Source organism: Tenacibaculum sp. IMCC1 (assembly GCF_054906355.1).
In genome coordinates, this window is the sequence record NZ_CM142818.1 from 3,224,745 (window position 1) to 3,245,069 (window position 20,325).

Genomic DNA, 20,325 nt, shown 5'->3' on the forward strand with positions numbered 1-20,325 from the left:
ATAACTGCTCGAATAAAAGAGCAAAAAAATACTTACTACTTAGTGGCTTTTTAAGTACATAAAATTGTATGTACTGGTACAAGCTGCGTACAAATAAAATTGGTTCTTCTTAAAAGACAGTGTTTTACAGTAAAAAGCTTAAAAATCAACATATTGATTGTATGATTTTGAAGATATTTTATATCTTTAACTCAAAAAATTGTACCACCCTAAAAAAATTCTATGAACATAAAAGCAAAGCTTTTTGTATGTGGTGAGGAACGAGAATTGCTTACTACTAACTTAAATTATAACAGACTTACTGATTGGAACGGTAAGCCTACTTCTGCCTTAATGGGAGGAACTATCTCAGTAACTTTCGAATCACAAATGTATGACGACTCTTTTGCAGAGTGGATTAAAGCCAATAGAACAGCAAACTCAAAAGTTGAATATCCTGCTAATTTATATCTGTTAAGAGATGGTAAAATAGTCTTTTACAAAGATGAGTTTGATGGAGTAGAGCTATTCCAATACAACTTTCAAGATGGTGTACTTGTAAATTATTACGAAGCTTTTGATAACCAAAAAGGGATGTATGTTACGTTAACCATATCGCCTGCGATGCAAGACTATCGTTTTTTTAATAATAGTACAGATTGGAGAAGAAAAAGTCCTACTCGTTATATAAAACACTGGCAAGAAAGTTTTATACCACCTATAAAAGAAACTCCTTATAAAGCGAAAGAAAATAAAGAGTCTCAAAAAGAAAAAAAGCCTTTTAAAATAATATTAAGAGCTAAAAATACCGATATTAAAAATGGAGTTTTTGGTTTTGATAGTATTCCTAAAGAAAGTATAGTTATATCTGATTATGAAAAATTAAAGAAAGAATACAAACCTCTTTCAGAAAAAATACTGGAGGATGAATATATACCAAATTGGATAAGCATAAGGAAAAACCAAACTGTAGAATTAATGCTAGATTGGGAAAAGAAAGGTAGAGCTAAAGAATATGATGATATAGCTTTTGAAGAACACCCAGATTTTAGTTTTGAACCAAAAAATTTAAAAGGAGTTAAAGAGGTAAAAATTACATGTAAAAACAATAATGCCATTCCAGCACAAATCCTTGTAAAAGCAGATAATAAATTAACGGTTGGCGCTCTTAATATATACTACCCTAAACCTAAAACGATAGACCTAGAATGGTGCTTTGTGGAAATCCAAGGAAATGGAAAAGATTATGCACTCTTAAAAAAGGAAGTTAATAAACAAAAACTGGAAAATTATCTTAGAAAAGGTTTAAACCCTGCCTTAATAGATGCTCCTATAACAAATAACAGTGCTACACTAATTGATATTAGTCAACATTCAACAAAGTTTAAAAATTATGGTTTTTTAAAGAAACACCCTAATGTAAATATAGGAAACTATATTGAAAGAAGTAGAAAAGAAGTTATTCTATCAGCCATAAGTAGTAAGCATGTAGAAGATGTAAATAAATTGACGGTGTATTTTATCAATCAAAAATGTATTAATGAAAAAGATATTCAACCAAATGGAAAATATAAAACAATGGGAGGAGTGTCACCTACAGGAACAGGTGTTGCTTTCTTAGTATTAGATCCTAACGGTAATATTGAGACAGAAAACATTATACATGAGCTTATGCATGCAATGGGATTAAGACATACTTTTAAGGGAGCTGAACATGAGTTTAAGAGTAGTAAAACAGATAATTATATGGATTATCAAAACAATAAAAAACATACTTACAAATGGCAGTGGGAAAAATTACAAGAATATTCTAAACTAAAATAAAAGTACAATATGCATATATCATTTCTAAAGACTCTTTTTAAATTCTATAATTCTAAGTCTAAAATCTTTTTGTTTAAAATAATGTTCTTGATTTTAATTATGTCTTCTTGTAAAAGTAGAATGATAAAAGCACAGGAGTTTTACACTACATGGGAAAATAATTCTATACCTATTTCAGAAGAAAAATTAAATAGTCTCAACAAGATAGACCAAACAATATACGTCCTTTACGAAAGATTCCTTGATTCTGTAGGTAGTGGAAAAAACAGACTGTTGTCCAGTGTGAAATATTTAGTTATAGACCAATCTGTAAATGTTGCTATTTGTGATTCAATAATTAAAACAAAAGATAATTATGGAAGAGTTTTTTTTAAGCCTATAAACAAGAAAAAATCAAATAAACACATTCTTTATCCACGCTCTAGAAATACTGAGCGTACATTGCTTTATTATAATGAAGAGTATAAAAAAATAATAAGTAAGAGAAAGCGATTTGCAACTGCGTCTGTTTATGGGTTAAAAAAGGATAAAGATGTTCTAGCTGTTTTTAGGGGGGTAGCTTATTACCCAGGTGGAAAAATCAAATATAAAAACTTACTATTTGAGCTTAAAAGTATAATTATAAGTAAAGACTTGAAAAATGCTATTTTACAAATAGAGACTGATTTTGGGAGTGAACAAATTTACTTTAAGTATGATAGCAAAAAGGATTTTTGGGTAGCTCAAGTGTTTGATGAATGGAGTGAAAATTAAATTTCTAAATCAATATAAAAACTTTAAAAACACAAATTACATGGGAACATTTTGCAAAAAATTATTATGGATATATTAAAGTTAAATAAAGTATTTCACGTTTTATGCCTCGTTTTTTTACTCGTTTTTTTTACAACATGTGAATCAACAAATAAAGAAAAAGACAATTACATTAAAATAGAGAAAGAATGTAGTCAAAAACAAAAAATAACAGAGCTTTCATTAATTTTTTTAGGATATTCTTATAATGAAATTTCTGATATTGTTTTAGAAATACGAGGAGTAAACCCACTTATTTCAAAACTATATGTACCGGAAAAAATTACAGATAGTATAAGACTAAGAAGGGATGTGACTATATACCAAGAGATTGGATTGAAAGATACTGTTGTTTTGGTTTTTCCAAACAAAGAGCGTTATATATTAAGTGATTTTAAATACAAAGTAAGACCTCATTTTACCACATTGTCAAAAAAATGGGGATGTGATTTTTATGAAATGAAAATAAATAATGTAATTAAAGAAGGAGGAAGTGCTACTTTTATTAAAGAAGGATTCGAAATAGAGTGAAACTAAAACAATTATTGAATCAATTTTTTTCTCTAAATAAAATAAAGTATTTAAATATTATACTCACACTTCTATTAGTTTCATGTACAACAACTAAAGAAATTACTGTTACAAGTAAGGTGTCTAATAAATATAAAGTTATTGCTTGGTATGATAAAGAGCAGAAAGATATTTGGGCTATTAGCTTTCCCTTTGTTTTAACTATAAATAATAAATCAGCTAATCAAAAGGAAGAGCTTACTTTTCATCAATACATCTATAAAAAAACTAGTGAAGGTGCTTTCGCATTTTTGTATAAGGAGAATGATAATAACGATTTAATAAAACTGAGTAGCACGCTCAAAAAAGAGATACTTCCAAAACAAAAAAAAGAGTATGTCGTTTACTCAAAACATCTTATTAATAACTTGACGGATTCTAATAAAATTCTTTCAGCCTTTCAAAACAAACATTTAAATAAAGACTCAATACATTTGAGTAGTTTTAAAAACTTCAAAAATAAACTGCCTGAATTGACACAAAAATTATTATCAAATGATAGTATTTTTTTAAAGTTTACAAATTTTGATAAAACAACTTCTCCTCCTAAAAGAATTAAATTACCTATTAAGGTTAACTAATCAATGAAGTTAATTATCTACCTGTTAATTCATAGTACTCTTAAAAAGTTTATTAACAGAATAAGTAATCGTTTTTCTATGTATGAGTTTTAAAATCAATAATAACTTAATTTACATGAAAAGGTTGTAAAAATTAAAACATCAAAGAACCCCATTAATAATGCAGTTTAGCTTAGTAACATTTATAAGAAAAATAGTTGAAGGTATTTACCTTACATCTTCACATAAGAGTCCCGATAACTATAATAATGCAACCAGATATAACAACAGATCAAGCAAGTCGCTCTTTAAAGATTACTTACACATAAAAGTATCTACAGAAGATGTTAGAGTTGAAGGATTCTATTACGACGAAACTATATCTATTGATATATACGGAAAAGAATGTAGAGAAAATCCAGACGATTACTTTGATGAAAAGAGTAGTTTTTTAGACGGATTATTTATAAGGTCGCCTGAATATTATAAAAACAAACACGACAGGTTTGAAACTCGTAAAAGGTTTAGGTCGCAAATAACAATTTCTTTAAAAGACAGAAATATAAAACTGCAAACATCAGTTTTTATGAATGAAGTTGAAGTTAGAATGAAGCTTTACGAACAAAACGTTATTAATATATATTATAAAAAATGGGAAATGGAAGATATGTATTTGAGTAAAGATGGAAGGAACATTCTTAAAAAAGAATTTGAAGAATACTTTGTAGATTTAAAGTTTTTAAACCAAAGAAAAGTTGATTTTAGAAGATTAAAAGTTTTATAACATCAAAAAAATAGGAGTAATCTCATATTTTGTAGACGACTACGTAATTAGTTTAATAATACATATTTCTTCTACAAATTTAATCTGTTTGTACTACATTAACAGCAACTAAATCATTATTAAAATTTCCTCATAAAACAAAGGTTTTACAGAGTATTGCCTAAAATTAAAATATTGGATTTTACCTTCTCCAACCGAACTGCCCTTTTTTAATACACCGTTAAGTTCAACGTTCCATTCACCTTTTTCAAAGTAATAATCTCTAACTTTAATTTTATCGTTTGATTATAATTAAAGACTAAAGGGAGATGTTTTTTGTCAAAAAAATACGTTAATACTTCGTTAGTATTCTATTACCTTCTTTATCATAAAGTGTTTTTTTTATGATGCTCCCTTCTTGGTTGTATTCAATTTTTGACTTCAATTTTTCATTCTTATAATAAGTTCGCCAAACCCCAACTTTTGTAAAATAATCAGTACCTAAATAGCTGCCAGTTTCCATAATATTTCCATTGGGGTAAAAACTAGTATGTGTACCTATCTTATTTCCTTTTTCATTAAATTCCTTTTCTTGATATATAGTTCCGTTATCATAGTATATAATTAATTTACCAACAAAATCACCTACATCATTATACTTAGCATCAAGTCGTAACTGACTATTTTTATAATATTCAGTATTCTTTTGAATTATGCCCTTTTCAGTATATTCTTCTTTTGATTTAATTTGACCATTGCTCCAATAATTTATCCAATTTCCAACGGGCTTATTTTCTTTGTATAACCCTGTGGATTGTAACTGTCCGTTTTTATAGTAACTCTCGTAGTTACCATCCATTTCGTAAAACCCTTTACCAGAGTAGCTACATGCAGTTTGAATTTGTCCGTTTTTATAATAAAGAACAAAAGAACCTTTGGGGGTTCCATTTTCATCAAAATTAATTGTAGAATTTATAGAGCCGTCTTTTCTGTAATATGTCCAGTTACCATACGCTATTCCTTCACTATTTTTAAAACCTTCAGATTTTTTACTTCCATTATCATAATAATCAATGTAGTTTTGAGCACTTATAGAGTTCATCGATACTAAAAGAAGTACGAAAGAAAAGGGTATATATTCTTTTTTGAAGTTCATTATTTAATTGATTATAAATTTTTATTTGTTTTTATGTTGTTGGATTTAGCAAGTGCACATAAAATTAAAAAACTGAAAGGATTTTAAGAAATAAGTGAAAACTTTATTAGCTAAAGTAAGAATAAAAAACTTGCTTTAATAATTGTAAAAAGTGGTTTACCTTATGATGAAAATTACAAAAGTACGTTGGTTTAAAAAAGTATAAAATTTACTTGTTTTTACTTCAGTTCTTTGTTAGCATTAGTTATTGAATCGACACAATCATATTAAGCATTTGGTTGACACCTTCTTCACTTATGTAATTTCTAAAATCATCACATTTAGGAGGAATATATTTCGCTTTATCACTAATCCAATTGTTCATATACTCTTTGTTTTCATCCCTTTCAACATCAAACCAATCAATGCACTTATCACAGATGACCCAAGGTGAAGGTGAAGAAGTAACGCTCTTAAAAGCCTCAATCCTTTTTTCTAAACCTACATTATCAACACCATAATTCTTGTCAATAAAAATATTTCTCCAATATTTAGATGACTGTATAATTTCAAAGGTTCTTAATAAGTAACCACTAGGTGCATATAAAGATTCAAAACAACAATCGCAAACATACCTAAATCGTTCATCGACTTCGTAAGAAACAATATTACTTTGCATATCTTTAGAAATGCTGCTACCAGCATCAGATTTCCAGAATTGGTCTGTGTCTTTATTTATTTCTTGAATTATTTTTTCTTGTTCTTTTTTTGATATTCGACTTAGGGCTAATTGAAACACTGCTTTTGCACGTTCCATAAAGAAAAGTGCAACTTTTCCATTATCAACAAACTGCACAAAAGGAAACCGGCTTTTCTTAAACAAAACTTTAGTTCCTCTAAAATTATCATCTGTATTATTAACCTGAGCCAATACTATAAACCTTGAAAATTTAGCAAATACTATCGTGTCATTATCTATTTCTGCTATATTAGTATCTGCGGCTCTAGTAAAATATCTATGAATAAATTCATGAGGTTGATTTTTGTTATTCCACATATCTCCAAGAAATAAAAGATGTATGTCATCAAAAGTTATCTCAGAATCACCATTTAAATAAGAATGCCAATCATTAAAAACTTCCTCTAAATATGGTTCATTATTTATTTTATTTAATAGCAGTCGTCTCCACAAAACGGAAACGATGAAATTCCCTAAATTCTCATTGTAATCAAGAAAATCTTTCTTTCCGTTCACGTGGGGATGAAAAATATTGTCTGCGAACCATTTTTCATATTTGCTAAATTTTTGCTCGCATTCAAAACATAATAGATGTTGTTTAAAACCATCCTGCATACGAACATTAGGGTTTAATGCACTTCTGAAGTAGTTTCCACCAGACTTTTTCATCCATTTAAAAACAAATTTTGGAATTAAATGACTCTCCGCCAAATCCTTATTTTGTTTACATAAATGACAAGTTCCTTGTTTCATAATTATACTACTTATTCCTTACGCTCACGCTACTGGTAATTAATGCTAACGTGTTTGTATAAGATTAGTTGCGGTTTTGTGTGCGAGGAATTTCCACAGGAAATTCAGACGTAACAAAATTGCAACGACCTTAGGTTAAGTACTAATGTAGTAATTAATTTTATACGGTGTTGGCAATAGTTTTTACTCAGTTTATTTATTCTAAATTGGTTCTAATTTTTCGTCAATTCTATCGTATTTAAATAATTTACCTGTCTGAGTATCTATAATAATATGTGAGCCTTTTTCTTTTTGATATCTTCCACTTTGAGAAAAATTATAAACACAATATCCAACCCAAATCATAAATAAAAAATAAAAAACTTGACGGATTCTATCTATTTTAGTTTCATTCATTTATTCAATAACTTTAATTAATTCCGCTTCTAGTATATAAGGTCCAAAACTATTTGGTTCAATTTCAACATATAAATATTCGTCGTCACTTTTAGACTCAAGATGAAAATCCATTTTTTTTAAGTCTGTAACTTTTATAACAAAAGTTTTCTCATTAAAAATATCATCTGCTTTTATTTGTTTTCTTAGATAATTCAATTGTTTAATAGAAACTCTAATGTTTATATAAAAATTAATTAAACTCTCAAAAGAACGGATTTTTACAAAATTTTGATCGCCCTTATTTGTTATATCAATAACGTCAAAGTTTGATATAACAATATTTCCTTTCTTTGTTAGTTCAAATAAATCTATAGAGAATATTTTATTATCGATTGTGTCTAATGAAGCTACAATATTTAATTCTTCAGCATACTGTTCAATATTATTTTTTTGTTTAGTAACGATTTTTTCTTTCTTATAATTATTGTTACATGAATAAAAAAATAATAAAAGTCCTATTAAGATTAATTTCATTTCCATTTTTAATTATTGCCAACTTGTTTATATAGATGTAAAATACATCGTTATACACCTGTTTAGGTAGGTCTATAATTGTATTTATGTTTGTTTATACTTTTACGAATCTAAAAAAATATCTATACATATTCTTACGGAATCCCATAAGTTCAATTATTTAGGTAATAAAAGTTGTTTTAGCTATCATAAAAGCTTGCAAGGGTCGCTAATATCACGGCATGCTCCGAAGACACCACGGCATGGGTCGCTAATATCACGGCGTGCTCCGAAGACACCACGGCATGGGTCGTTGATATCACGGCATGCTCCGAAGACACCACGGCACGGGTCGCTGATATCACGGCGTGCTCCGAAGACACCACGGCATGGGTCGCTAATATCACGGCATGCTCCGAAGACACCACGGCACGGGTCGCTAATACCACGGCATGGGTCGCTAATATCACGGCATGCTCCGAAGACACCACGGCATGAGTCGCTAATAATAAGGCAATAGATAAATTAATAACACACGTAAAAAAGCTGACAGCGGTGCTAGCCGTAGCCTCAAATCCCAACAGATTTCATAAAAGCTCTCGGAGAAAACATTAAAAGAGCTTAAGAAAAAGCTACCAACCAATACTTAAAAGTAGAATTTTGTTAGTTGTAGTATGAGTTAGCAGCCGTATATGGTATTGGTTTTTACCTTTAAAGAACACTAGAAAGCGTTATCCCGACTGAAAAGAGAGAATTCATTAAAGTAAGTAACACCTATTGTTGAGAGGTCTCATCATTCATACCTCATGCTATCGACATGACACCTTATTGATTTTTAGTTAATTTATAAAACTCAGGTTATACCAAAATTTTATCAAAGGTATAGACCATTTTTGCTAATTTCGCCGCTTAAAATATTTTGTATGATTACGGTAGATCAATTAACGGTTGAGTTTAGTGGTAACACCTTGTTTAGTGATGTTTCGTTTGTAATAAACGAAAACGATAAAATTGCTTTAATGGGTAAAAATGGCGCAGGAAAATCCACCATGATGAAAATTATAGCAGGAGTTTCTAAACCTACTAAAGGGGGCGTTCGCAGTCCGAAAGATACCGTAATCGCTTACTTACCGCAGCACTTGTTAATGGAAGACAACTGCACGGTAAAAGAAGAAGCATCCAAAGCATTTGCATCTATTTTTGCCATGAAAGCCGAAATGGACGACCTCAACAAACAATTAGAAACTCGTACCGATTACGAATCGGATGATTATATGAAAATCATTGAGCGTGTATCGGATTTAGGGGAGAAGTACTACGCGTTAGAAGAAATAAACTACGAAGCAGAGGTAGAAAAAGCTTTAAAAGGGTTAGGATTTAAACAAGAAGATTTTGAAAGAGCAACCTCAGAGTTTAGTGGAGGTTGGCGTATGCGTATAGAGCTGGCGAAAATCTTACTGCAAAAACCCGATTTAATTTTGTTAGATGAGCCTACCAACCACGTAGATATTGAATCAGTAATTTGGTTGGAAAACTTTTTATTAAACAAAGCCAAGGCAGTAGTAGTAATTTCGCACGATAAAGCGTTTATCGATAACATTACCAACCGAACCATTGAGGTAACGATGGGAACTATTCACGATTATAAAGCGAACTACTCACACTATTTAGAGTTGCGTAAAGAGCGTCGTGCACATCAGTTAAAAGCCTACCAAGAACAACAAAAGTTTATTGCCGATACCAAAGCGTTTATCGAGCGTTTTAAAGGAACCTATTCAAAAACGAATCAAGTAGCTTCGCGTGAACGAATGTTAGAAAAATTAGTTCCTGTAGAAATAGATGAGGTAGATACTTCAGCCTTAAAATTACGTTTTCCACCATCACCACGTTCAGGAGATTATCCTGTAAAAGTGGAAGGATTGACGAAGCAATACGGAGACTTAACCGTATTTAAAGACGCAAGCTTTTCCATAGCTCGTGGAGAAAAAGTATCGTTTGTAGGAAGAAACGGAGAAGGAAAATCGACCATGATTAAAGCAATTATGGGAGAAATTGATTTTGAAGGAGAGTGTGGTTTAGGACACAACGCTAAAGTGGGATACTTTGCACAGAATCAAGCATCATTGTTAGATCCTGAATTAACAATTTTCCAAACCGTAGATGAGGTTGCTGAAGGTGATGTTCGAACGCAAATCAAAAATATATTAGGACGTTTTATGTTCTCGGGAGATGATTTAGAAAAGAAAGTAAAAGTACTTTCTGGAGGAGAGAAAACTCGTTTAGCAATGGTGAAATTGTTGTTAGAACCTGTAAACGTATTGATATTAGATGAGCCTACGAACCACTTAGATTTAAAATCGAAAGAGGTAATCAAAGAAGCCTTATTGCACTTCGACGGAACCTTAATTTTAGTATCGCACGACCGTGATTTCTTACAAGGATTATCTCAAAAAGTATTTGAATTTAAAGACCAACGCGTTATAGAACACTTTGAAACGATTGATGCTTTCTTAGAACGTAACAACATCAAAGCGTTAAAGGAGATTGACCTGTAAAAAACGTCATTGCGAGTGGAACGAAGCAATCTGTATATCGTGTACCGAGTAAAAGATAGCCAAGTCGTTCATTTCGACTTCGCTCAATGAGCCTCCTTACTATGACGTCTCGATTACTGTCATTTCGAGTGATAACGAGAAATCTTATTCATGTGAGTAACTCCCATTGTTGAGATTTCTCGTCGCTCATAAAATCGCTCTGTCGAAATGACGTCTGAGTTATCGTCATTGCGAGTGGAACGAAGCAATCTGTTAGTCGAAGGAGAGATTACTTCAGTCGTAACCTCCTTCGTAATGACGAGAAGAGGAGACAATTAGTTCACTCCACAACACTTTTTATACTTCACTCCACTATCACAAGGACAAGGATCGTTTCTGGAAATATCAAGACGTTTTAAATGCAGGTTCATGTCGTCCATATCTTGTTTAAAGATTTGCTCTAGCAACGCATAAAGCTCAGGATGTTTTCTAGCTAATAACTTCGGACGCTCAAAAAAGTATTCACTAGCTACCGAGAAAAATTCCGCTTTGTTAGTTCCGCCATACGGATTGATATCGGAAGCGTCGTTATATATTTCTTCAATCTTTTTGTTGATTAAATCTACCCACGGAATGCTGTATTGTTTTTCTAATAATACATGCGGAACTCCGTCAATATTTCCATCTAGTTTGTCAATTAAATGCACAAACTCATGGATAGCAGTATTCTTTTTATCGGTTTCATTTTCAAAACCTAGATGTAAAGCAGGTTTCGATAAAACCATTTTTCCTTCTAAATACCCGTTACCTACCATTCCTAAAATTCTTCGGTTGTCTCCTTCGGTTTCAAAATGCTCGTTAAACATAGCAGGATATAAAATGATTTCTTTGATGTTAGGATAGCGCCATTCAGGAAAATTAAAAATAGGAATTACAGCACTAGAAGCTATCAGAAGTTTGTCCGTAATCGTAACTGTAACATCAACACCAATAACTTCATGATTTAACAGGAATTCAAAAACTTTGAATTCAAACAATTCTTTTTCATCAGGAGTGAGTGCGTTGTAAAAAGCGACTTTTTTAGTTAAAATAACTTTCCATTTGTTTGGAAAAGGAGTTGTAGGTTGTTTCCACTTTGGTGTTGAGGTGCTTTTTTTGAATACAAGAAAAATACCTACGAGTATAATTATAGATAAATAAGTCATTTAAAATAGCGTTGAGACTACTAGTAATTTTTTTTCAAATATATAAAAATAGGGTAGAGTACAAGCGTCATTGCGAATGGAATGAAGCAATCTGTATATGGTGTACCGAGTAAAAGATAGCCACGTCGTTCATTTCGACTTCGCTCAATGAGCCTCCTCGCTATGACGTTTTATTTATAATTATTGTGAGGGAAACGAAACAATCTTCTTTAGTAATAATATTTAAGTTTCTGTTTTTGAGTGTTTTGTAGTTTAATATTGGTTTTATTGAGTGTTTGTTAAAAATCAACTCCTTATTTTGTGTAAATGTTAAATTTTATATTGTTTTGTTGTATTGTTTGTAAATAAAGTTCGAAATGTATACATTGGCAATGAGATTTTAGTTCTATAACTTAAATCTTAATTTTATAAAGTAGTAACCTTAAATTCCCCAATAATATGACTACAAAAACAGGTTTTATAACTGTAGCAAAAGAACAGATCAAGTTCTTAAAATTCCCAAAAGAAGAGGTGTTAAACAAAAAGAAAGCAATAGTAAATCGTATTTTAGATTTACAGCGGGCTTTGTCTTTAGGAAATTTAGAAAGAGAAAAGGTAAAAATATTTTTTATGGATGTGGATGGTTTAAAGAGAGTAGAAACAACCGTTTGGGGTATTACTGATGCCTCGGTAATTTTAAAAGAATCTACTATTATTCCATTAGAAAGAATTGTAAGAGTTGCATAAATAAAAAAGACCTCGAAATTTCGAGGTCTTTTTTATAGGTGTTATATTTATTAAGCTTCTGCTTCCATATAATCTTCAATAGGATTACAAGAACAAATTAAATTACGGTCACCAAAAGCATCGTCTACACGGCGTACTGAAGGCCAAAACTTATTGTCTGCAATATACTCTAAAGGAAATGCTGCTTGTTTACGAGAGTATGGTAAATCCCACTCATCAGCAGTTAACATTTCTTGCGTATGTGGTGCATTTTTAAGCGGGTTGTTAGGATTTTCTTTACTCGCTTCGGCAATCTCTTTTCTAATAGAGATTAACGCATCACAAAAACGGTCTAATTCAGCGACACCTTCCGATTCGGTTGGCTCTACCATAATTGTACCCGCTACAGGGAAAGATACCGTAGGCGCGTGGAATCCGTAGTCCATTAAACGTTTCGCAATATCAGTAACTTCAATTCCATTTTGTTTAAACTCACGACAGTCTAAAATCATTTCGTGAGCAGCACGGTTCATTTCACCAGTATATAAAGTGCTATAATGTCCGCTTAAACGCTCTTTAATATAGTTTGCGTTTAAAATAGCGTTCTTAGTAGAGTTTGTTAACCCGTCAGCACCTAACATGGTAATGTATCCGTAAGAGATTAAACATACCAATGCAGAACCCCAAGGAGCTGCTGAAATAGCCGTAATGGCATTGTTACCACCAGTTGCTATTACAGGGTTGGTAGGCAAAAATGGAACTAATTGAGGAGCCACACAAATTGGTCCAACACCTGGTCCACCACCACCGTGAGGAATCGCAAATGTTTTATGTAGGTTTAAGTGACAAACATCGGCACCAATAGTTGCAGGATTTGTTAATCCTACCTGTGCGTTCATGTTTGCACCGTCCATATATACTTGTCCACCATTATCGTGAATAATTTGCGTAATTTCTTTAATCGCCTTTTCAAATACTCCGTGAGTAGATGGGTAGGTTACCATTAAAGCAGCTAAATTATCAGCGTGTTTTTCAGCTTTAGCACGTAAATCTTCTACATCGATGTTTCCTCTTTCGTCAGTTTTGGTAACCACCACTTTCATACCCGCCATAACAGCAGATGCAGGGTTCGTTCCGTGAGCAGATGCAGGAATTAAACAGATGTTTCTGTGGGTGTCTCCGTTTGCTTCGTGATAGGCTCTAATAGTCATTAATCCAGCAAATTCACCTTGCGCACCAGAGTTAGGTTGTAAAGAAGTACCTGCAAAACCAGTAATCACATTTAATTGGTTTTCAAGGTTGCTTAACATGATTTGGTATCCTTCTGCTTGGTTTAATGGAGCAAATGGGTGAATATTTCCCCATTGAGGATTACTCAATGGTAACATTTCAGAAGCAGCATTTAACTTCATGGTACAAGACCCTAAAGAAATCATTGAGTGATTTAATGCTAAATCTTTACGTTCTAATTTTTTGATATAACGCATCATATCAGTTTCTGATTGATACGTGTTAAATATTTCGTTATCTAAGAAAGAAGTAGCTCTTTTTACGTCTGCAGGAATTACATCTGTTGAAGTAAATTCAGTAACTAAAATATCTTTGATATTGAATGCTTGTTCAAAACAATCAACAATTTCATTGATTTCCTTTAAACCTACTGTTTCGTTTACAGAGATTGAAATATGCTCTGCATCGATGTAGTTAAAGTTGATTCCGTTTGCTTCTGCTACTGGACGTAACTTGTCAGCTTCAACTTCCACTAAAATAGTATCGAAATAAGCACTATTCTTTTGTTTGAAACCTAAATCGTTTAACGCTTTTGCTAGAGTTGTAGTGCTCGTGTGTACACGATCTGCAATGTATTGTAAACCATTTTTACCGTGGTATACAGCATACATACCTGCCATAACCGCTAATAATACTTGTGCAGTACAAATGTTTGAAGTTGCTTTTTCACGTTTAATGTGTTGCTCACGCGTTTGTAATGCCATACGTAACGCACGACCACCATCAACATCTTTGGTAACTCCAATAATACGACCAGGTATACTACGCTTGTAAGCTTCTTTAGTAGCAAAATATCCAGCGTGAGGTCCTCCATATCCTAAAGGAATACCAAAACGTTGTGTAGTACCTACGACAACGTCAGCACCAAATTCAGCAGGAGCTTTTAACTTTACTAATGATAAAATATCAGCAGCAACCGCTACTTTGATATTATTTGCGTTACAGTTAGCAACGAAATCGGTATAATCATATACTTGTCCGTGCTTACCAGGATATTGTACGATAGCGCCAAAGAACTCTTCTGAAAAATCAAATTCTTCGTGGTTACCAACAACTAATTCAATTCCGATAGGAATAGCACGTGTTTGTAATACTGATAAGGTTTGTGGTAAAATTTCTTCTGAAACAAAGAACTTGTTTACGTTTGCTTTCTTTTGTGCTCTTTCACGAACATCAAATAATAAAGCCATAGCTTCTGCAGCTGCAGTACTTTCATCTAATAATGAAGCGTTAGCTAATTCCATTCCTGTTAAATCACAAATCATAGTTTGGTAATTTAACAAGGCTTCTAAACGTCCTTGTGCTATTTCAGCTTGGTAAGGGGTATACGCAGTATACCATCCTGGGTTTTCTAAAATATTACGTTGGATAACACTAGGTAAAATAGCTTCGTGGTATCCTAAACCTATATAACTTTTAAAAACTTTGTTTTTAGCACCTAATTCGTTAATGTGATTTAGGTATTCATATTCGCTCATGGCAGGAGCTAAATCAAGCTCTTTTTGTAAACGAATATCGTCGGGAATAGTTTCATAAATCAATTGGTCTAAATTCTCAATGCCAATTGTTTGAAGCATTTGATCCTGATCTTTAACACGAGGACCTATATGCCTAAGTTGAAATGAATTTGTGTTCATTATTGTGTTGTTGTTTTTCGTGCCTCAAAAATAGTGAAATTGGTTGATTTGATACTACATATTTTTTTGTTAAAAACAATATTTTATTAACCAAAACAGCTGGTTATAAACAGAAAAGTTATTTTTGTTAGATGAACCTTTTTAAAAAAGTATTCGATTTTTATATAAATTCTAGTATTCATGTAGCCTTAGCGGTGATTTCTTTGTTTAGAATCACGGAATTATACTTTGGTTTTTCGTATGATGAATCACTCGGTTTTTTTGTGTTTTTTGCCACAATTACTGGGTATAATTTTGTTAAATATGCAGGAGTAGCGAAACTCCATCATCGAAGTTTGACTAAAAACTTGCAAATCATTCAAATATTTTCGCTGATTTGTTTCTTGCTGATGTGTTATTATGCATGGTTACTACCTTTAAGAACTTTATTGTTTTTCGTGCCTTTAGGGGTTTTAACTTTTTTATATGCAGTACCTTTTTTAAGTGGATTTCAAAAAAACTTACGAAGTGTTGGCTATTTAAAAATAATAGTAGTGGCCTTGGTATGGGCAGTAACTACGGTGTTATTGCCAATATATGCTAGTGAAATTTCTTTCACAACTGAGGTTTACTTGTGTGTAATACAGCGTTTTTTGTTGGTAATAATATTAATCCTTCCTTTTGATATTAGAGATGTGCAATACGATGCTATTTCTTTACAAACAATTCCTAAAAAAATAGGTTTAGAAAACACTAAAAAGTTTGGGGTTGTTTTGCTTGGGGTGTGTTTGGTGTTGGAGTTTATGATTAGTCCGAATACTCAATACCGTACAGCTTTTTTATTGGTGTTTTCCGTATTGTTAATTTTATTGATGAGAGCAAGAGTAAATCAGTCTAAATACTACAGTTCTTTTTGGGTTGAGGCAATTCCCATTTTTTGGTTGTTATTTTTGTTAGTTTAAGATTGAAGCTTTTAGCAGGTATTGAAACTTGAAAAGTAATAGCTTGTAAGCAGCGTGTTTTTTATAGTTAAAAACTGAAACTTAAGGGTTTTGTAATATGTGTTTTTAAGAAAACCTTTGTACATTCGTTGACTTAACAACACAACAATAAAAACACAAATTAAGTAACATGAATTTAGTAAAACGAAATTTCGTTTTCGATTTCGATAGCACACTTACTAGTGTGGAAGCATTAGATGTTTTAGCCGAAATCACCTTAAATGGGAGTCCGAAAAAAGATGAGATTATTCAAGAGGTAATCCATATCACTAATCAAGGAGTTGATGGAGATATTTCTTTTACTGAGTCCTTAGAAAAACGTATTCAGTTATTAAGTGCAAAAAAGTCTGATTTACCTTTATTAATAGAGGAGCTAAAGCAAAAAGTATCTCCTTCTATAGAGAGAAATAAAGAGTTTTTTGAAAGTTTTTCTGATGATATTTATGTGATTTCAGCAGGGTTTAAAGAATTTATAGATCCTATCGTAGCTGAATATAACATTCCGTCTGAAAGAGTATTTGCAAATACTTTTGAGTTTAATAAAGATGGAGTTATTGTTGGATTTGATACCCAAAACCCATTATCTAAGCACAACGGTAAGATAGATTGTTTAAAATCCTTAAATTTAGAAGGTGAAGTACAAGTAATTGGAGATGGTTATAGTGATGCTGTAACCAAGGAAGCAGGTGTTGCTGATACTTTTTTTGCTTATACAGAAAATGTATCGAGAGATAAGACAATCGCAAATGCCGACCATATTACTCCAAATTTAGATGAATTTTTATACGTTAATAAATTGCCTAGAAACCTATCATACCCAAAGAACAGAATTAAAATATTATTATTAGAAAACGTGCACCCTGATGCTTTTACAAAGTTGACAGGTGATGGATTTTCTGTAGAAACTGTTTCAAGAAGTTTATCGGAAGATGAATTGATTGAAAAATTAAAAGATGTTCATGTGTTAGGAATCCGTTCTAAAACACAAGTAACTCGTAAAGTAATTGAAGCTGCTGAAAAATTAATGGTGGTTTCTGCTTTTTGTATTGGAACGAAGCAAATCGATTTAGAAGCATGTAAAGAAAATGGAGTAGTAGTTTTTAATGCACCATATAGTAACACTCGTTCGGTAGTAGAATTAGCAATTGGAGAAATCATTATGTTGATGCGTAGTGTGTTTCAAAGAAGTACAGAAATTCACAACGGCCAATGGAATAAAACAGCACAAGGATCAAGAGAGGTGCGTGGTAAAAAGTTAGGAATTGTTGGATACGGAAACATAGGAAAACAATTATCTGTATTGGCAGAAGCTTTGGGAATGGACGTTTACTATTATGATGTTGAAGATAAATTAGCTTTAGGGAACGCAACAAAATTAGATACATTAAAAGAGTTGTTGAATATTTCTGATGTGGTAACCTTGCATGTAGATGATAATTCAGCAAACAAAAACTATATAGGAAAGGAAGAGTTAGCTGAAATGAAAGATGGAGCGCATTTGGTAAACCTTTCTCGCGGATTTGTAGTAGATATTGAAGCATTGGTGGATGCGTTGAAATCAGGTAAACTTGCAGGTGCTGCTGTAGATGTATATCCTGAAGAGCCAAGAAAAAATGGTGAGTTTTATACTGAGTTAAAAGGCTTAGATAATGTGATTTTAACTCCGCATGTGGGAGGTAGTACAGAAGAAGCTCAAAGAGATATTGCTGATTTTGTTCCGAACAAAATTATGGCGTATATCAATTCAGGGAATACGGTTGATGCGGTTAATTTCCCAAATATTCGTTTACCTAAGCATAAAAATGCACATCGTTTTTTACATATTCATAAAAATGTACCTGGAATAATGGCAAAGATTAATAAGGTATTAGCAAAATATGAATTGAATATTACAGGACAATATCTTTCTACAGATGAAAAAGTAGGGTATGTAATTACTGATGTTGATAAAGAATATAATCAAGAAGTAATAACAAAGCTTAAAAAAGTTGAAGGAACAATTAAATTTAGAGTACTGTATTAAAAACGTATTCTATGTAATTTTTACTATTCGAGGTTTGCAGTAAAATGTAGACCTTGTTTTTGTTTATAGTTATTTCTTTAAGGTGGAAAAGTAAACCCAAGCAATAAAAAAGAGTTGTAATGGAATTCTAAACCACAAATAAGAAAGTCCTTTTCCGTTATAAGTTCCCGTTTGATAATTCAAGTTTTCTAAACTAGCTTTTATGTTTGCAGGGAGCATAAGTAGTAAGAAAAAGATAAGAATCCAAGCAGTTGTTTTCTGGTAAACTGGTAATAATAAGCCTATAGCTAATATAATTTCTAAAATTCCTGTTGCTAATACTAAAGTTGGCTTTAAAGGAATAAAATTTGGAATCATTTTACTCATGCCATCAGTAAATAGAAAATGCCCTAATGCAGTAAACAATAGCATAGTGCACATGGCTATTCTGGCAGAAAGCAGGTAGTTAATGTTTTTTGAAATAAGTCTTTGTATTCCTATAGAAACTATAAAAGTTAGAAGTAAAATAAATAATGGTTTCATTGCCTAAAAAGTTTTATCCAAAATTGAAGAAACTTTAAGAAGGAGTCAATGAACTTGGGTTAATAAATTCGTTTTCTAATTCTACTCAGTGCTTGTGGAGTTATTCCAATATAAGATGCTATGTATTTTAATGGAATGTGCTGGATTAATTCAGGTCTTTCTTGAAAAAGGTTGAGGTATCTTTCTTCAGGTGTATTGTTTAAAAGAGAAAGTTCTCGTTTCGATTTTAGTAAAAATAAATTCTCCGCGTTTTTCCTTCCTACTTCATTGCCAATGGAGGTGTTTTGATAAATGTCTTCTAAATCATTAAAAGATAATCTCCATAAAATAGTAGGGGTTAACGTTTCAATACTATATTCAGAAGGAGTTTGTGCTAAAAAAGAGTCATAAGCACTGATAAAGCTGTTTTTAAAAACAAAACCAAATGTTACATCATTTTCAATTTTAGGAATGAATAACCTTAAAATTCCTGTTTCAACAAAAGAAAGATAGTTTTCAGTGGTTCCTTTGGTTAATACAATTTCTTTCTTCTGAAGTGTCACTTTTTGGAGTTTAGAGCAAAAATAGTTAGAATCCTTTTCAGAGATGTCAGCAAAAGATTGTAAGAGTGTTTTTATTTGTTTCATAATTTTATAAACTATCAAAGTCACTTAAATTCTGTTCTATGATATTGGCTCCTTTCTGTAAAATTTGAATATAACTTGTTACGTTCTCCATTTTAAACCTACTTAAAGGTCCAGAAGCACTGATTCCAGCAATCACTTTTCCTTTTTTATTATAAATTGGAATAGCAATACATACCAAGCCTAATTCTGATTCTTCTATGTCTAATGCAAATTTTTGTTGTTGAATTAGTAGTAATTCTTCTTTGAATTTTGAAGTAGAAGTGATGGTGTTTTTGGTAAAAGGTCTTAGAGTAACCAAATCTAGAAAGTATTCTTGTGATTCTGGTGAAGCAAAAGCTAGTAATAATTTTCCAATAGCACTTCCATTAATGGGAGCATAAGAACCTATAGAAGTACTTATTTTTAGTCCTTGTAAACTATCAGCTTTATTAATGTGTAGCACTTGCTGCTCTTTTAAAATACCCAATAAAACCGTTTCTTGAATATCTAAAGCTACCTTTTGTATAGGTTTATTAGTTAAATTTCTTAGTGATTTGTATATAGAAACACGATTGCCCAACTCAAATAACTTGCTCCCTAGCTGGTATTTTTCATTCTCGTTTTGCAGTACAACATTCAACGAAACTAAAGTACTTAGTAATCGGTATACCGTACTCTTGTTATAGCCAGTTTTAGCAGCTAGTTCTCTAACACCCCATTCTTTTTTATTACTGGTAAAAGCATCTAAAACCGTAAATGCTTTGATGATGGATTGATTTAAATTTTTGGAATCTAGCTTCATTTTTTTGGAAAATTAT

At 31.8% G+C, this 20,325-nt stretch carries 19 protein-coding genes; 9 read left to right on the forward strand and 10 right to left on the reverse strand.

The window, feature by feature from the left end:
* Positions 1–222: 222 nt before the first annotated feature.
* The 5 genes from tssD to ACXIHB_RS15025 all read left to right on the forward strand — a co-directional run bounded on the left by tssD (position 223) and on the right by ACXIHB_RS15025 (position 4,509).
* Entirely contained in the window at positions 223–1,803 is a 1,581-nt protein-coding gene (gene tssD, locus ACXIHB_RS15005; RefSeq protein WP_462098563.1) for a type VI secretion system tube protein TssD, read from the forward strand.
* 120 nt (positions 1,804–1,923) lie between these two features.
* Positions 1,924–2,556 carry a hypothetical protein gene (locus ACXIHB_RS15010; RefSeq protein ID WP_159616990.1) on the forward strand — a complete coding sequence of 211 codons (633 nt, stop codon included), beginning with the start codon at positions 1,924–1,926 and terminating at the stop codon, positions 2,554–2,556.
* Positions 2,557–2,622: 66 nt separating this feature from the next.
* Positions 2,623–3,126 carry a hypothetical protein gene (locus ACXIHB_RS15015; protein ID WP_047790647.1) on the forward strand — a complete coding sequence of 168 codons (504 nt, stop codon included), beginning with the start codon at positions 2,623–2,625 and terminating at the stop codon, positions 3,124–3,126.
* Positions 3,123–3,746, forward strand: coding sequence for a hypothetical protein (locus ACXIHB_RS15020; RefSeq protein ID WP_462098564.1), 624 nt, complete (start codon positions 3,123–3,125; stop codon positions 3,744–3,746). Before ACXIHB_RS15015 ends, ACXIHB_RS15020 begins: the two co-directional genes overlap by 4 nt.
* 160 nt (positions 3,747–3,906) lie before the next feature.
* The gene (locus ACXIHB_RS15025) at positions 3,907–4,509 is read left to right on the forward strand and encodes a hypothetical protein (protein ID WP_349264967.1); all 603 of its coding nucleotides are present in this window, start codon (positions 3,907–3,909) and stop codon (positions 4,507–4,509) included.
* Between the two features lie 331 nt (positions 4,510–4,840).
* On the opposite strand, the gene ACXIHB_RS15030 is transcribed toward ACXIHB_RS15025, so the two are convergent.
* The 5 genes from ACXIHB_RS15030 to ACXIHB_RS15050 form a co-directional block, all read right to left on the reverse strand.
* Positions 4,841–5,644: a toxin-antitoxin system YwqK family antitoxin gene (locus tag ACXIHB_RS15030; RefSeq protein WP_349264968.1), complete on the reverse strand. Its 804-nt coding sequence runs from the start codon at positions 5,642–5,644 to the stop codon at positions 4,841–4,843.
* Between the two features lie 244 nt (positions 5,645–5,888).
* Complete coding sequence (locus ACXIHB_RS15035; protein WP_462098565.1) at positions 5,889–7,073, reverse strand: hypothetical protein; 1,185 nt, start codon at positions 7,071–7,073, stop codon at positions 5,889–5,891.
* Positions 7,074–7,316: 243 nt separating this feature from the next.
* On the reverse strand, positions 7,317–7,511 hold the full coding sequence (locus ACXIHB_RS15040; protein WP_349264970.1) for a hypothetical protein: 195 nt from the start codon (positions 7,509–7,511) through the stop codon (positions 7,317–7,319).
* Entirely contained in the window at positions 7,512–8,027 is a 516-nt protein-coding gene (locus tag ACXIHB_RS15045) for a hypothetical protein (protein WP_349264971.1), read from the reverse strand. It lies immediately after the preceding gene.
* A gap of 179 nt (positions 8,028–8,206) precedes the next feature.
* Entirely contained in the window at positions 8,207–8,587 is a 381-nt protein-coding gene (locus ACXIHB_RS15050; protein WP_462098566.1) for a hypothetical protein, read from the reverse strand.
* A 342-nt stretch (positions 8,588–8,929) separates the two neighbouring features.
* Here ACXIHB_RS15050 and ACXIHB_RS15055 point away from each other — a divergent pair, with 342 nt between their 5' ends.
* The gene (locus ACXIHB_RS15055; RefSeq protein ID WP_159492530.1) at positions 8,930–10,561 is read left to right on the forward strand and encodes an ABC-F family ATP-binding cassette domain-containing protein; all 1,632 of its coding nucleotides are present in this window, start codon (positions 8,930–8,932) and stop codon (positions 10,559–10,561) included.
* A gap of 314 nt (positions 10,562–10,875) precedes the next feature.
* On the opposite strand, the gene ACXIHB_RS15060 is transcribed toward ACXIHB_RS15055, so the two are convergent.
* Positions 10,876–11,745, reverse strand: a complete 870-nt coding sequence (locus ACXIHB_RS15060) for a zinc-dependent peptidase (protein WP_047789358.1) — start codon at positions 11,743–11,745, stop codon at positions 10,876–10,878.
* A 438-nt stretch (positions 11,746–12,183) separates the two neighbouring features.
* Here ACXIHB_RS15060 and ACXIHB_RS15065 point away from each other — a divergent pair, with 438 nt between their 5' ends.
* Positions 12,184–12,471, forward strand: a complete 288-nt coding sequence (locus ACXIHB_RS15065; protein WP_047789357.1) for a hypothetical protein — start codon at positions 12,184–12,186, stop codon at positions 12,469–12,471.
* A gap of 50 nt (positions 12,472–12,521) precedes the next feature.
* Here the strand turns inward: ACXIHB_RS15065 and gcvP are convergent, their stop codons facing one another.
* Complete coding sequence (gcvP, locus tag ACXIHB_RS15070; RefSeq protein ID WP_394420735.1) at positions 12,522–15,377, reverse strand: aminomethyl-transferring glycine dehydrogenase; 2,856 nt, start codon at positions 15,375–15,377, stop codon at positions 12,522–12,524.
* A gap of 131 nt (positions 15,378–15,508) precedes the next feature.
* Between gcvP and ACXIHB_RS15075 the strand changes: the two genes are divergently transcribed.
* Entirely contained in the window at positions 15,509–16,318 is an 810-nt protein-coding gene (locus ACXIHB_RS15075; protein ID WP_462098567.1) for a UbiA prenyltransferase family protein, read from the forward strand.
* Between the two features lie 169 nt (positions 16,319–16,487).
* Entirely contained in the window at positions 16,488–18,380 is a 1,893-nt protein-coding gene (gene serA / locus ACXIHB_RS15080) for a phosphoglycerate dehydrogenase (RefSeq protein ID WP_462098568.1), read from the forward strand.
* 69 nt (positions 18,381–18,449) lie between these two features.
* Here the strand turns inward: serA and ACXIHB_RS15085 are convergent, their stop codons facing one another.
* Genes ACXIHB_RS15085 through ACXIHB_RS15095 form a run of 3 tightly spaced genes read right to left on the reverse strand, consistent with a single transcriptional unit; the run spans position 18,450 to position 20,309 of the window.
* Positions 18,450–18,902 (reverse strand): DoxX family protein, encoded by a 453-nt coding sequence (locus ACXIHB_RS15085; protein WP_159615672.1) that lies wholly within the window; start codon positions 18,900–18,902, stop codon positions 18,450–18,452.
* 59 nt (positions 18,903–18,961) lie between these two features.
* The gene (locus tag ACXIHB_RS15090) at positions 18,962–19,528 is read right to left on the reverse strand and encodes a Crp/Fnr family transcriptional regulator (protein WP_173360690.1); all 567 of its coding nucleotides are present in this window, start codon (positions 19,526–19,528) and stop codon (positions 18,962–18,964) included.
* A gap of 4 nt (positions 19,529–19,532) precedes the next feature.
* On the reverse strand, positions 19,533–20,309 hold the full coding sequence (locus ACXIHB_RS15095) for an IclR family transcriptional regulator (RefSeq protein ID WP_462098569.1): 777 nt from the start codon (positions 20,307–20,309) through the stop codon (positions 19,533–19,535).
* Positions 20,310–20,325: the final 16 nt, after the last annotated feature.